13 protein-coding genes are annotated in these 13,557 nt (G+C 42.2%); 6 read left to right on the plus strand and 7 right to left on the minus strand.

All coding sequences use genetic code 11. The features are described from left to right. Window positions 1–963: a DMT family transporter gene (locus OFO10_RS00490; RefSeq protein WP_270865687.1), complete on the plus strand. Its 963-nt coding sequence runs from the start codon at window positions 1–3 to the stop codon at window positions 961–963. Here OFO10_RS00490 and OFO10_RS00495 read toward each other — a convergent pair. From OFO10_RS00495 to OFO10_RS00505, 3 genes are read right to left on the minus strand one after another with little or no spacing between them, the layout of a single operon-like run. Next, on the minus strand, window positions 907–1,710 hold the full coding sequence (locus OFO10_RS00495) for a metal ABC transporter permease (protein WP_270865688.1): 804 nt from the start codon (window positions 1,708–1,710) through the stop codon (window positions 907–909). The genes OFO10_RS00490 and OFO10_RS00495 overlap by 57 nt on opposite strands. After that, window positions 1,703–2,467, minus strand: coding sequence for a metal ABC transporter ATP-binding protein (locus OFO10_RS00500; protein WP_270865689.1), 765 nt, complete (start codon window positions 2,465–2,467; stop codon window positions 1,703–1,705). The genes OFO10_RS00495 and OFO10_RS00500 overlap by 8 nt, the downstream gene beginning before the upstream one ends. Next, the gene (locus OFO10_RS00505; RefSeq protein ID WP_270865690.1) at window positions 2,464–3,372 is read right to left on the minus strand and encodes a metal ABC transporter solute-binding protein, Zn/Mn family; all 909 of its coding nucleotides are present in this window, start codon (window positions 3,370–3,372) and stop codon (window positions 2,464–2,466) included. The genes OFO10_RS00500 and OFO10_RS00505 overlap by 4 nt, the downstream gene beginning before the upstream one ends. Before the next feature lie 77 nt (window positions 3,373–3,449). On the opposite strand from OFO10_RS00505, the gene OFO10_RS00510 reads away from it, so the two are divergent. From OFO10_RS00510 to OFO10_RS00520, 3 genes are read left to right on the plus strand one after another with little or no spacing between them, the layout of a single operon-like run. Further along, window positions 3,450–4,181: a class I SAM-dependent methyltransferase gene (locus tag OFO10_RS00510; protein ID WP_270865691.1), complete on the plus strand. Its 732-nt coding sequence runs from the start codon at window positions 3,450–3,452 to the stop codon at window positions 4,179–4,181. Next, on the plus strand, window positions 4,144–4,983 hold the full coding sequence (locus OFO10_RS00515) for a cytochrome-c peroxidase (protein ID WP_270865692.1): 840 nt from the start codon (window positions 4,144–4,146) through the stop codon (window positions 4,981–4,983). Before OFO10_RS00510 ends, OFO10_RS00515 begins: the two co-directional genes overlap by 38 nt. 9 nt (window positions 4,984–4,992) lie before the next feature. Continuing rightward, window positions 4,993–7,500 (plus strand): sensor domain-containing phosphodiesterase, encoded by a 2,508-nt coding sequence (locus tag OFO10_RS00520; protein ID WP_270865693.1) that lies wholly within the window; start codon window positions 4,993–4,995, stop codon window positions 7,498–7,500. A gap of 573 nt (window positions 7,501–8,073) precedes the next feature. On the opposite strand, the gene OFO10_RS00525 is transcribed toward OFO10_RS00520, so the two are convergent. Beyond that, window positions 8,074–9,048: a DUF475 domain-containing protein gene (locus tag OFO10_RS00525; RefSeq protein WP_270865694.1), complete on the minus strand. Its 975-nt coding sequence runs from the start codon at window positions 9,046–9,048 to the stop codon at window positions 8,074–8,076. A gap of 84 nt (window positions 9,049–9,132) precedes the next feature. Between OFO10_RS00525 and OFO10_RS00530 the strand changes: the two genes are divergently transcribed. Next, complete coding sequence (locus tag OFO10_RS00530; protein WP_270865695.1) at window positions 9,133–10,473, plus strand: Na+/H+ antiporter family protein; 1,341 nt, start codon at window positions 9,133–9,135, stop codon at window positions 10,471–10,473. Window positions 10,474–10,691: 218 nt separating this feature from the next. Continuing rightward, entirely contained in the window at window positions 10,692–11,663 is a 972-nt protein-coding gene (locus OFO10_RS00535; RefSeq protein WP_333721402.1) for an alpha/beta hydrolase, read from the plus strand. A 38-nt stretch (window positions 11,664–11,701) separates the two neighbouring features. Here OFO10_RS00535 and OFO10_RS00540 read toward each other — a convergent pair whose 3' ends face one another. From OFO10_RS00540 to ruvC, 3 genes are read right to left on the minus strand one after another with little or no spacing between them, the layout of a single operon-like run. Next, window positions 11,702–12,229, minus strand: a complete 528-nt coding sequence (locus OFO10_RS00540; protein WP_270865697.1) for a cysteine hydrolase family protein — start codon at window positions 12,227–12,229, stop codon at window positions 11,702–11,704. Continuing rightward, on the minus strand, window positions 12,226–12,987 hold the full coding sequence (locus OFO10_RS00545) for a nitrilase-related carbon-nitrogen hydrolase (protein ID WP_270865698.1): 762 nt from the start codon (window positions 12,985–12,987) through the stop codon (window positions 12,226–12,228). The genes OFO10_RS00540 and OFO10_RS00545 overlap by 4 nt, the downstream gene beginning before the upstream one ends. A gap of 13 nt (window positions 12,988–13,000) precedes the next feature. Further along, complete coding sequence (gene ruvC / locus OFO10_RS00550) at window positions 13,001–13,480, minus strand: crossover junction endodeoxyribonuclease RuvC (protein ID WP_270862630.1); 480 nt, start codon at window positions 13,478–13,480, stop codon at window positions 13,001–13,003. Window positions 13,481–13,557 lie beyond the last annotated feature (77 nt).

Consider the following 13,557-nt stretch of genomic DNA (forward strand, 5'->3'; position numbering starts at 1 on the left):
ATGCGCTCTAAATTTAACCAGCCAAATTCAACCCTTATTTGGGAGCTTGCCCTAATTTGCGTCGCGCTGATTTGGGGTAGCACATTTATCCCCGTCCAGCGCGCCACTGCAAACGCTAATATTTTTAGCTTTTTGTTTTGGAGATTTTTGCTCGCTAGCGTTTTTATGTATCTTGCGAGCCTGAAATTTAAGCCTAAATTCGACACAAAAACCATATTTTTCGGTATTTTTTGCGGGCTAATGCTATTTTTTGACTTTACCTGCCAGACCTTTGCCTTGCGCTACACTCTATCATCATCGGTAGCCTTTATTTTGGGGCTTAATGTCATTATGGTGCCATTTATGATGTATGCGTTTTTTCGCAAAAGTGTCGGAATTTTCGCTTTTTTGGGCGCTGGCGTGGCAGTTTTGGGGCTGTTTTTTCTAAGTGGGGCTAGCAAGGTTGGCTTTAACCTTGGCGAGCAACTCACGCTAATCTCAGCCTTTATGTATGCCCTGCACATCGTATTTACCGGCGTTTGCGCTAGGAGATGCAACCTGCACGGCTTTGTGGTGATACAGTTTGTTTGCGTGAGTGTTTGCACGCTTTTTGCCGCGATTTCCACACCGCACGAAAATTTCGCAAATTCCATAAATTTAATCGGAAATTTGACATTTTCCTTTAAATTTGACTTCATTTTTGCCCTGATTTTAACCTCGATTTTCGCCACCGTTTTTGCATTTTTTATCCAAACACTAGCCCAAGAAAAGGGCGTCAGCGAGATCAAAACGGTGCTTATTTTCACACTCGAACCCCTTGGCGCTGGCGTGCTAGGATATATTTTTGGCGAAAAGTTAAGCCCGCTTCAAATCACGGGCGCAGGTTTGATACTAGGCGGAATTTTACTAAGCGAGCTTGGCGGGATTTTAAGCGCGAAATTTCGCAATAAGCGCAGTGGCGAAAAAGCAGACCGAAGCGATTAAAATTATCGCCGCACCGCTTGTGAGATTGTAAAAATAGCTTAGCGCTAGCCCGCTAAGGCAAAAAATCGCAGAAATTATCACAGCACTTATCATCATAATGCCTAAATTTTTTGAAATTTTCTCCGCGATAAATGGCGGGATTGTCATCAGCGAAATGACTAGTATCAGCCCCACAATCTGGATTGCGCTCACAATCGCAAAGCTCGCCATTATCACTAAAACATAATAAAACACGCTCGTATTTACCCCACGAAGCGTGGCAAACTCCCTATCGAAGCTAATCGCCAAAAACTGCCTATAAAAGCAGATTATAATCAGCACAAAAACAGCGTCGCAAATGAGAGTGAAATTCAAGGTCGCGCTATCAATAGCCAAAATCGAGCCAAACAAAAAGCTCATCAAATCGCTTTTATAGCCCGGCGCAAGGTCAGCAAAAATAATCCCCAGAGCCATACCAAAAGCCCAAATTGCGCCGATTATGGCGTCAAATCGTTCGTTATTTCTAGCCGTGATATAAGCGATTATCAGAGCCAAAAGTAGCGAAAACACGCTCGCGCCCAAAAGTGGCGAAAATCCAAAATATATCGCCATACCGACCCCGCCATACGCCCCGTGCGCGATTCCACCGGCGATGAAGCTCATTTTATTTATGACGATCAGCGAACCTATAACGCCACAAATCACGCTGACTAAAAGTGCGCCTATTAGGGCATTTCGCATAAATTCCAAAGCCAAAATTTCACTCATGCTCGTCCCCGCAGTGGCAATCATTTAGCGCAAGCTCAACCGAGCAAAAATGCCCATGCTCCTCGCGTAGGTGTTTTAAAAACTTCGCCCTCCCACTCGGATGCACGCTGTGCATGTGAAGCGAACCACCACTGACATAAACAGCGCGGTTTGCGTAATTTAGCGCCAAATTTAGATCATGGCTAATCATAATAATGCCTGTGCCCTCTAAATTTAGGCTTTTTAGCAGTTCATAAATCTGCACCTGCCCCATAGTATCGATACTAGCCAAAGGTTCGTCCAAAAGCAAAATTTTAGCGTTTGCGCACAGAGCGCGCGCGATATAGACCCGCTGTCTCTGCCCCCCACTTAGCTCGCTGATTTTTGCCTCGCCTAGCTCTCTCATACCCACTCGCTCCAAGGCTTCAAGGGCTTTTAGGCGATCTTTTTTGGTGTAAAATCCAAAAATTTTTTTATCTATTAGCCCCATTAAAACCACATCAGCCACACTGATTGGAAAGCTTTTGTTAATAGCGATGAATTGGGGCACATAGCCGATTTGCTTCCTAGCAGCAACCGGGGATTTGCCAAGCACCTCGATTTTGCCACTATCTGGCCTTAAAAGTCCCAAAATCAGGCGCAAAAGCGTGCTTTTGCCACTGCCATTGGGGCCAAAAATTGATAAAAAATCGTTGATTTCATACTCTAAATTTATCGAATTTAAAATTTGGCGCTTTTCGTAAGAAAACGAAAGGTTGCTAAGCTTTACAGCGCTCATTTTTGCGCCCCCGCAGCCGAGATTTCATCTATTAATTTTTTAAGCTCGCTTTGCCACTCATAGCTTAAAAAATCGATTTGTGTGAGCTTTGCGCCTGTTTGGGCGGCTAGGATTTGCGCCGCCTTGCTTGCAAACTGCGGGCTAGTGAAAATCACGCCGATTTTTTCATCATTTGCTAGCTTTATCAAATCCGCCAAATCAGCCGGTTTTGGCTCGCCCCCACCTTGCTCGACTGCGATTTGAGTGAGTTCATACCTGCGCGCGAAATACCCAAGTGTAGGGTGATAAATGATAAATTTCGCCCCAGATAAATTTGATAAATTTTGCAAGGCATAAGCGTGAAGCTCGTCTAATTCGGCTTCAAATTTAGCCAAATTTTGCTCGTATTTGGCGCAGTTTGCGCTGTTTAACTCGCATAAATTTTTAGCGATATTTTGCGAAATTTGTTTTACCAAAATCGGATCTAGCCAAATGTGCGGATCGGCTCCGTCGTGGGTGTGGTCAGCGTGGTCGTGTTTTTCGGCGCGAGTATCACCCTCGCCAACTTCCTCGTGCGTTTCACCCAAATTTTCAAAATTTATCTTCTCTATCCCTGCGCTTAAATCATAAAATTTCACCCCGCTAGCGTTTGCGCTAAACCTTTTTAGCCACACCTCATCAAACTCCGTGCCGATCCCAAAATACGCCACGCTCTTTGCGATATCGCGCATTGTGGCGGGTTTGGGCTCGTATGTGTGAGGATCTGCGCTCTTATCCACGACACTTTTTATCACAAAATCACCATCTGCGATTTTTTGCGCGAAATATCTCACAGGCTCGATTGTTACGCTAATTTGCGCCAAATCTTGGGCAAAATTTGCGCTAAATAAAAATGGGATTATCAAAAATTTGGGCAAAATTTTCATAAATTCTCCTTGTAAAACTGACGATTATATCATTTATAATAGAAATTTTGGTATTATTGCGAGAATTTGAGGTCGTTATGGAAAATATCTGGGACAAAAAAGCCGAAACTTACGCTAAATTCGATACAAATTTAAATGAATTTGGACAAAATTTATTTAAATTTATCGAAGATGAGGGCATAAATTTCGCAGGCAAAAGCGTCATCGACATAGGCGCAGGAACCGGCGTGTATTCACTATATATCGCTACTTTGGGCGCTAAGCTTTACGCTCTTGATAGCTCGGCTGCAATGCTTGGCGCTCTTAAAAACAGCGCGCAAAAATACGGCATTAAAGTCGAGCAAATCATAAATGATGATTTTGCGAATTTTACCCAGAAAAATGAGCTTAAATTTGACATTGCGTTTTTGAGTATGAGCCCTGCGCTGCGAGATAGGCAGGACTTTGATATGTTTTTAGCCCTAGCAAAACGCAAAATTTATGTAAATTGGGCAAGCGAGCGCGCTTCCTCGATGTTATCGCCGATTTTCGCGCATTTTGGGATAAAAAAATCTAGTCTAAATTTAACCACGCAAAATTTCGAGTTAAATTTAAAAAACAAAAATATCCCTTACAAATCGCGCGAGATTAGCGAAAGGCGCATACAAAGGCGAAATTTAAGCCAAGCAGTGCAAAATGCGCTGTGGCATTTGGGGGTAAATGGCGCAAATATCAGCGAAAAGGCGCTAGAAAATCTTTTGGAAAAACAGGTAAAAAATGGGATTATCACAGATGAAATCAACGCTACTTTCAAAGCTTTTATTATTTAGCATTGTCCCTATTTTAGGCATTTGCGATGATATTTTCACACCGCTAAAAATGCCAAATTTCAGCCCCGAAAAAGCTAGCCTTGGCATGAAGCTTTACCGCGACGCTAAATTTAGCGAGCAAAAGCGCTCTTGCGATAGCTGCCACAATCTATACCTAAACTCATCGGGCGCTAGCGTGCGAAATGGCGAAATCCCCACAATCCTAAACGCTTATTATATCGAGCGATACTCGGGCGGAAACTTTTTCCCTAGCCTAAATGAGCGCATTAAAACCTCGGTTTTAAGCCCCAAAGAGTTAGCCTCATCAAAAGAGAAAATCGAGCTAATAATCACCCAAAATATAGCCTACAAACGCGAATTTAAAAAGCTCTATGGCAAGGCAAATTTCGAAAATTTCGTAGATGCCTTGGGCGAGTATCTGAAATCAAAAACCACGATAAATTCTAAATTTGACCGCGTTTTGCGCGATGAGGAAAAATTCAGCGAAAGCGAATTTAAGGGCTATTTGCTCTTTATCGAGCTGTGTTCGTATTGCCACAATGGCGCGAATTTAGGCACCAACTCATACGCCAAAGTGCCTAATAAAAACCTAAATTTCAACCCAAACACAAGGATTGCAAACTATCGAAGCCACACTTACAAAAGAGTGCCGACCCTGCGAAATATCACCAAAACAGCCCCTTACATAAACGGCGAGTATTCGCTAACGCGCTCGATTAAATTTTTGTTCCGCGATGTGTTTGATTACAGCTTAGATGATGATGATTTGCAAAATTTGCTGGATTTTTTGGCGACATTATAAGGAGTTATGATGAAAAAATTATTTTCAAATTTTAACCAAATTAGTAAAGACACCATAAACTGGATAATCATGAGTATTATCATGATAATAAGCCTTAGCTTCGCGCTAAGTTACTTTATTTCGCTAAAAAATGTCTCCGACTACAACGCCGTAACACGCCAAATGACGATGATTTATGATGCGAATACTAGGCTAAATACGCTCTTTGCCTCTGATAAACCTAGCCGCGATTTTAGCTCGATTAACGAAAATATGAAAGTCGTGTATAACACCCTAGATACGCTGGGGCAAAATCCGCTGATTTTGGATAATTCATTTAGCAACGATGTCGAGTATCTAAAAACAGCTTTTGCCGAAAAAATCAAACTCATCGACGAGCTAGGCGCGCTAAATTCGCAAAATAGCGTTATCTTGCACGCGATAGAGCAAAAATACATCAACCCAAACTCACGCTACGAAGTGGTAAATATTTTCTCACAAATCACGCAGCTAAACTACAATAACTACACCGAAATTTACGCCATAAAAGAAAAAATAAAATACATAACTCCGCAAAATTTAACCGAGCAAAATTTCTTAAAAAACGCAAATTTGGTGCTTGATAATCTCACTAAGCTAAATTTAATCATCACCAAAAATGAAAGCGCAATCAACGGCAAATTCAAGGATTTAAGGGAAAAATTTGCGAATTTCAACGCCGAATTTTACAACTCGTTTTCCGAAATGACTATGGTTTTTACCGCGATATTTTTGACATTTTTGCTCATCACTTACATGGTAAATTCAGATGCAATCAGCAAAAAACAAAAACTCCGCCCATACAAAGCCCTAGTCGATAGGGACGAAAACGCCGTGTTTTTGCTAAATCATAAATTTCAAATCACCTACGCTAACAAGCAAGTAACCGAAATGTTTGGCTACAAACTAGACGAACTAAAAGGCAAGGATATCGGCATAATCGCAGCTAGCGAGGACCATGCCAAATTCGAAAAAAAACTTAAAGAAGAAAGCGATAAGATTGGATATTTCACGCAGCAGTTGCGTTTGCTAGATAAAAATGGCACGCCGATTAACTCCAAAATAAAGCTCTCAAAATTAGACGAAAAGTCCAAATACCCGCACTATGGCGTTTTTATCAAAGATATGCGCCCAAATGAGGCTATGCAAGCTAGCCTAGCAGCAGCAGAGCAAACCCTGCTCGAACAAGGCTATGTCGATAAAATGACAAATTTCGGTAGCGAACTAGCCCTAAATGAAAGGATAATCAAACCAGAGATAGAAGGCTATATCATCTACCTAACAATCGCGAATTTTGATAATCTTAGACTATTTTATTCTAGCGATATTACTAGCCAAATCATAAAGGTATTTGCAAGGTCGCTTGATTTGTTTTTGGCCACAGAACAAATCCCAGCCCAGCCATTTCGTATGCAAGGCGATGAATTTTGCCTATTTTATCCCGTTCATAAAGCTAGCAAAGAAAATATCGATAATAGAATTATTGTCGCAAATCATGTGCGCAAAATCATCGCAAAATTTACAAACCAACAGACTAAAATCGCGACCAAAGCTGGTGACATAAGCGTAACGATAAATGTCGTGGCTGGCGTAAGTAGCAACAAAGACAATAATCGCGCTACAAGGGTGTTTCAAGCGGTCATGGCGATGTATGAAGCACAGCAAAAAAACGAGAATTTGGAGTATTACCGCCCAAACAACCCAATCGAGCTAAAATACACCCAAAACCAGCTTATGATAAATACAATCCAGCAAGCAATCAAAACAAACCATGTCTTCGTGCTAGTCCAGCCGATTTTCGATATCTCAAAATCAGATCCAAACGGCAGGGAATACGGCACGCAAAGGACAAATTTCGTCCCTCTTGTCTATGAAATTTTAATCCGTCTAATCGATGATTCTGGCAAGGTCAGGCACCCGGGCGAGTTTATGGATGTCGCAAAACAGGCCTCACTTTACACTTCGCTGACAAAAATCGTAATCGAGGAGGCATTTAGGCTAATCGAAAATTTCCCAAATTCGAAATTTAGTATAAATTTGTCGTTTTTCGATATCGCAAACAACGAAATTCGCGCACTTTTGGAAGAAAAATTAGCAAAGGCAAAAAACGCGAAAAATCTCTTTATCGAAATTTTAGAGAGCGAGGAATTCGACGATTACGATAGCCTGCGAAAGTTTATCGCCACAGCCAAAAACCGCGGCTGCAAGATAGCTATCGACGACTTTGGCTCGGGGTATTCGAACTACTACCGCGTTTTGACGCTCGATGTGGATTTCATCAAAATCGATGGCGCACTCATCAAAGATATCGTAGCTGATGAGAGCTCGCGCGCGATCGTGGAGACTATCACAGCCTTTGCGAAAAACAGAAATTACGAAATCATCGCAGAATATGTCGAAAATCACCAAATTTCGACGATTTTGGAGAGCATGGGTATAAAATACATGCAAGGATTTTTTTACAGCAAACCAATGGAACCATCAAAAATCGCCGTGTAAATGGCGATTTTATCGTGGTTGTAAGCTAAATTTGCTTAATTTGTCATTGTGCGCAAATTTTGCTAAATCCATAAAATTTAAAATTTTGCAAAAAATCGCCCCTGAATTTTATATTCGTAGATTGCTTCGAAAACTTCGTTTTCTCGCAATGACAAATCGAGCGTAAATTCTGCCTAATTTGTCATTGCGAGGAGCAAAGCGACGAAGCAAAACAAGCGTATCGGTGGCGTGCGAAGCACGACAGGTTTGGACGAGCCGTAGGCGAAGTCAATCTACGAGCATAAAATTTAAAGTGCGCGAATTTGCTGTCATTGCGAGCGAAGCGAAGCAATCCAGAGAAATTTAAATTCAAAATTCTACTTAAATTTAGCATTGAACGATTTTTTAAATTTTAAGCGAAATTTGAAATTCTCTGTAAGTGGGAGGGCGCGCTTTTTAGGAGACGCTACCATCCCCCTTACCAACCCCCACCCCTGTAAAACCTTAGAAGTGGCTAAATTTAAAGCGAAGCTTTAAATTTAGCTGGTTTTATTTTTACGGAAATGCTTCGCATTTCTTGCAATCGTGGTAAATTTACCCATTTTTTCTGTTATACAAAATCGAGCAAACAAAGGCAGAAAAAATAAAAATTATCCCCAGCGTGCCGGTTATCACCTCGCTGATTTCAAATTCGAGCTTGATAAACATAATCGCTGCAAGCGTGCCAATCGCATAATGCGCGCCGTGTTCTAAAAAGATAAATTTCGCCAGCGTGCCACGCTCGACCAAATATATCGTGAGCGAGCGCACAAACATCGCCCCAGCCCCAAGTCCTAGCATGATGATAAAGATATTGTTGCTTAGCGCAAACGCCCCAATCACGCCGTCAAAGCTAAAACTAGCGTCTAGCATTTCGAGGTAAATAAAGCCGTTTAGGCCGTTTCTAACGCCATTGCAACTGAAAATTTTATCAAACGACTTTATCAAAATAAACAAAATTATCGCGCTAAAATATGCGATAATCGCCGTTTTTGAGGGGATTAAAACAGCCAAAACTGCGCCTAAAATCACAGCGAGTAAAATTTCAAATTTTGGGAAATTTTTAAGCCTTCTTACCAGAGCATTTTCTTCTAAAACCCGTATCCAAGGCTCTCTGTCCTCATCGTCGAAGAAAAAGCTCAAAAACACCATCATCAAAAACGCCCCGCCAAAAATGTAAATGCCGTCTTTGTTTTCTTCTAAAATTTCACTATACCGCGCAGGGTTGTTTAGTGCTAAATTTAGGCTCTCAAAAAGCCCCAAATGCGAAGCAGCACTTACGATGATAATCGGAAATGCGAACCTCATACCAAAAACCGCCACAGGTATGCCCCACACGATAAACCTTTTGCGCCAAATCGCGTTCATATCCGCTAAAACCTTTGCATTTACCACGGCATTATCGAAGCTAAGGCTGATTTCTAAAATAGATAGTAGCGCGCAAATATACGCTCCAGCGAACCCGCCTAGCCAAAATCCTACCAAAACAGCTACAAAAAATATAAAAAATGATGAATAAAAATAACGCAAATTTTTCCTTTTTTTGAGCGATTTTAGCGTAAATTTGCCTTGAATTTAATATAATTTGCCTCAAATTTCACACAAAGGCAAAAAATGTTAAGCAACCCAGTGTTTTTAAGCATACTTTTGATGAGTATTTTGTGTTTGCTTCGCTGTAATGTCATGCTAGCTATCCTAATCAGCGCGATTTGCGCGGTGCTGACTAGCCATATCCCGCTAATGGACGCCATAGGCTATTTCATCAACGGCAACCCACAAACTGGCAGTGTCGGCATGGGCGGAAACTTGGAAACTGCGCTATCGTATATCCTACTTGGCGTCATCGCAAGTGCCGTAGCACGGACAAATTTAACGGCGATTTTGGTGCGAAGCGTGGCTGGATTTATCAGCGATAAAAAATTTATTTTCATCGCTATGATTGCCTTTATTTCGTGTTTATCGCAAAATTTAATCCCTGTTCATATCGCATTTATCCCGATACTAATCCCGCCACTTGTAAAGATTATGAACTCACTAAAACTCGACCGCCGCGCCATAGCCTGCGCGCTGACATTTGGTTTGCAAACCCCGTATATGGCGTTTCCTGTGGGATTTGGTCTGATTTTTATGGGAATTATCCAAAAAGAGATGAGCAAAAACGGCATGGATGTGGGTATCAGCGATATCGCTGGGGTCATGTGGATGAGTGCCATACCTATGGTAATTGGCCTTGTTTTGGCCATGCTTTACTACCGCAAGCCACGAAGCTATACTCAAACCAAAGAGAGCATTGAGGCGCATTTTGAGGAGTTTAAAATGCAAAAACGAGAGTGGGGCGTGCTAGCTGGGATTATAGTGTGCTTCATCGCTCAACTTGTCCTTAGCATGGTAATCCAAATCGACGCTGGTTCAATGCCATTTGCCGCTCTGGCTGGAATCCTTACAATGCTACTTTTAGGCGGTATTCCATGGGGCGAGCTAGATAGCATTTTCGACCAAGGCGTGCATATGCTAGGATACATCGCGTTTTTAATGCTTGTAGCTGGCGGATTTGGCACGATTATCAAAGAAACAGGCGGTGTGGGCGAGCTAGTAAGCGCAGTAGCTAGCCTAAGTGGCGGCAAAATCGGCGGAGCCATGCTAATGATAGGCATAGGGCTTCTTGTAACAATGGGAATTGGATCTAGCTTTGGCACGATTCCAATTATCGCGACGATTTATTGTCCGCTAGCAGCCGAACTTGGATTTAGCGTGGCTGCGACGATTTTTATCATCGGTGTGGCAGCAGGTCTGGGGGACGCTGGAAGTCCAGCCAGCGATAGCACGCTAGCCCCTACTGCTGGGCTAAACATCGACGGCGAGCATAACCATATCTGGGATACCTGCGTGCCGACATTTATATTTTTCAATATACCGCTAATCATCTTTGGCGTAATTTTTGCGATAATTTTATAAATTTTTAGGGTTAAATTTCAAAATTTAACCCTAAATAAATTTTAAAATTTGCAGAATTAGGCAATAAATTTGGATAATCTTTCTAACTAAAATTTCTTAAATTTGCTAAAATTTTCTCACTAAATTTCAATCAAGGAGAAAATATGAAAAAAGTCCTAATTTCACTAGCTCTCGGGGCCATTTTGGCCACCACTGCAAGTGCCAAAGGCGAAGCAGATATGCCAAAAAATGTAGTGAGTGCGTGGGATAAAACCTTTGCAAAAAGCGACAAAGTAAATCACAAAAAAGTAGCTTTCAAAAATCGCTACGGAATTGTAATCGTTGCGGATTTATACACTCCAAAAAATATGAGTGGCAAACTCCCTGCAATCGCCATTTCTGGCCCTTATGGTGCAGTCAAAGAGCAATCTAGCGGACTTCACGCGCAAACCCTAGCCGAGCGAGGCTTCGTAACTTTGGCGTTTGATCCAAGCTTCACAGGCGAGAGCGGTGGCGATGTGCGCGACATTTCAAGCCCTGATATAAACACAGAGGATTTTAGCGCGGCTGTGGATTATCTAGGTGTGCAAGACTTCGTCGATAGAGAAAAAACCGGAATTTTAGGCATTTGTGGCTGGGCTGGATTTGCGCTAAATGCCGCTATCAGCGACACTCGCATAAAGGCCGTCGCAGTTACTACGATGTATGATATGACGCGTGTAACCGCCAAAGGATACAACGACAGCGTGGGTGAAAACGAGCGATATGAAGCCAAAAAGGCGTTAAATTTACAACGCTGGACGGATTTTGAAAAGGGCGAGGTAGAGTATTTGCCAAGCGGAAATATCGACCCTAAAACCATTACCGAGCAAACGCCAAAATTTGTCGCTGACTACGCGCTGTATTATAAAACACCTCGCGGTTACCACGAGCGCGCAATCAATTCAAAAGAGCATTTTTGGAGCAAAACAGACGCGTTAGCGCGTATGAGCGATAAAATTTTAACCTACGCTAACGAGCTTAGGGCGCCTGTTTTGGTAGCTCACGGCGAGGTCGCGCACTCACGATATTTTAGCGAGGACGCATTTAAAGAGCTTGGAAGCAAAAACAAAGAGCTTTTTATCGTGCCGGGGGCAAGTCATACGGATTTGTATGATAAAAAAATTCCGTTTGATAAATTTGAAGAATTTTTTAAAGCAAATTTGAAATAAATTTGGCAAATTTGGCGCAAATTCGCGCCAAATTTAACTTAAATCACCAAAATTCCAGCATTTTTCATTAAATTTAACGCGCACTTTTCATAATACTCGCGCTCATGATTTGGCGCGTCGTATGTCGCCACACACTCGCTTGGCACGACAATGTCCTTATTAATGTCATTTTCGTTGAAATATGTGCGAAGCGCAAGGGCAAATTGCAAAACGCAAATATCCGTGCAGCACCCCGTAATCACAAATCTATCAAATTCGCTCAAAATAGCCTTATCAAGGGCGTAAAAGCCGTTTGTCGAGCGTTTTTTGGTAGTGTTTTGAGGAGTAGCAAATTCGGCGAGTTCATCGATTATTTCGGCCTCTGGCGAGCCCTCGATGCAGTGCGCTGGGTAGCGTTTCATCTCCAAATCCCGCTCGCCGTGCGCGTCGCAAATGAAATGCACGCCTGCGCTTCTGCGGATTTGCGAAGCGATTGCGGGTGCGATTTTAGCGATGTTTGGATCCGCCATTGCGCCAAATTTCGCAAAACCATTTACCATATCGATTACAAAAACTAAATCCTTCATAAAATCTCCTTTAAAATCTCTTTTCGCTCATCTTTTAAAATATCTATTTTAGCCCGAACTAGCGAAATTTGGGCTAGATTAATACCGCAAATTTCACTTTCTTGCCCCACTCCAAGCTCGCACAAAATCTCTCCCTCAGGGCTAATCACGCACGAATGCCCGCCAGAGGCACTATTTAGGGCTACTAAAAAACACTGCGCCTCAATCGCCCTAGCCCGCGCGAGAGTGCGGAAATGCTCTATGCGAGAGTGCGGAAACTGCGCGATGACAAAGATAATTTGCGCGCCATTTTTGGCAAGGTAGCGGAAAATTTCGCCAAATCGCAAATCATAGCAAATCGCAAGTCCGATTTTTATGGGCTTTCCGCCCTGCGAAATTTCACAAAGCCCGAATTTATCGCCAGCGCGGACAAATTTATTTTCACCTGAATTTGAAAAAAGAAAAATTTTATCGTAATGATAAATTTCACGCCCATTTTGATACACCAAGGCGCGGTTGTAAATTTCGCCATTTTCGTTCAGTGCTAGCCCAGCGATTGCGACTTTTTGCGCTGAAATTTCGCGTAAAAATTCGCGCGCTTTTTCGTTTTGCTTTGCTGGAATTTGGCTAAAAATTTCAGGCGCAAATCCGCTTAAAAATGTCTCAGGAAATACGATAATATCGCAATCCCTCGCCTGCGAAGCCAAATTTCGCGCATTGGATAAATTTTGCTTGAATTTTAAAATTTCGCTTTTAATCTGCGCTAGTGCGATTTTCACTTTTTTACCCCTTTTATTTTTCCAGCCCTCTCATAGCGTTTGCGTGAGTGAGCGCAACCGCGATAGCATCGGTTATATCGAGCGGTTTGATCTCGCCTTTGAGCCCTAGTATTCGCTTGACCATAAAGGCGACCTGCTCTTTTGCGGCCTTTGCCTTGCCGGTTACGGATTTTTTGATTTGAAGTGGCGTGTATTCGGCGAAGTTGCCATAAACTTGCAAAATTTTTAGCCCCAAAGCCCCGCGAAACTGCGCTAGTTTTAGCACGGATTGGGGATTGTAGGCGTAAAACATACTCTCGATTGCGACCTCGTCGATTTTGTGCTGCGAAAATATAAGATCAATCGCCTCCGCCATTTGCGTCATCTGAAACTGCACATTTTCGGCCTTCATTTTCACTAAACCTGCTTCGACGAGCGAAATTTTATTCACATTTTTTTCTAAAATCGCATAGCCTAAATTTCTAGTCCCCGGATCAATTCCTAAAATTTTCATCACAATCTTTCACTTTAATTCACGCCTTATTCACTTGTGAATTACTTTATAAATTTAACACAAATTTAGCGAAATTT

It is taken from the genome of Campylobacter sp. VBCF_06 NA8, assembly GCF_027737825.1.
Classification (GTDB): Bacteria; Campylobacterota; Campylobacteria; order Campylobacterales; family Campylobacteraceae; genus Campylobacter_B.

Bases quoted from the DNA above. Each gene is read 5' to 3' on its own strand.
- OFO10_RS00490 (WP_270865687.1), top strand. From the start codon at position 1: ATGCGCTCTAAATTTAACCAGCCAAATTCAACCCTTATTTGGGAGCTT.
- OFO10_RS00495 (WP_270865688.1), bottom strand. From the start codon at position 1,710: ATGAGTGAAATTTTGGCTTTGGAATTTATGCGAAATGCCCTAATAGGC.
- OFO10_RS00500 (WP_270865689.1), bottom strand. From the start codon at position 2,467: ATGAGCGCTGTAAAGCTTAGCAACCTTTCGTTTTCTTACGAAAAGCGC.
- OFO10_RS00505 (WP_270865690.1), bottom strand. From the start codon at position 3,372: ATGAAAATTTTGCCCAAATTTTTGATAATCCCATTTTTATTTAGCGCA.
- OFO10_RS00510 (WP_270865691.1), top strand. From the start codon at position 3,450: ATGGAAAATATCTGGGACAAAAAAGCCGAAACTTACGCTAAATTCGAT.
- OFO10_RS00515 (WP_270865692.1), top strand. From the start codon at position 4,144: ATGAAATCAACGCTACTTTCAAAGCTTTTATTATTTAGCATTGTCCCT.
- OFO10_RS00520 (WP_270865693.1), top strand. From the start codon at position 4,993: ATGAAAAAATTATTTTCAAATTTTAACCAAATTAGTAAAGACACCATA.
- OFO10_RS00530 (WP_270865695.1), top strand. From the start codon at position 9,133: ATGTTAAGCAACCCAGTGTTTTTAAGCATACTTTTGATGAGTATTTTG.
- OFO10_RS00535 (WP_333721402.1), top strand. From the start codon at position 10,692: ATGCCAAAAAATGTAGTGAGTGCGTGGGATAAAACCTTTGCAAAAAGC.
- OFO10_RS00540 (WP_270865697.1), bottom strand. From the start codon at position 12,229: ATGAAGGATTTAGTTTTTGTAATCGATATGGTAAATGGTTTTGCGAAA.
- ruvC (WP_270862630.1), bottom strand. From the start codon at position 13,480: ATGAAAATTTTAGGAATTGATCCGGGGACTAGAAATTTAGGCTATGCG.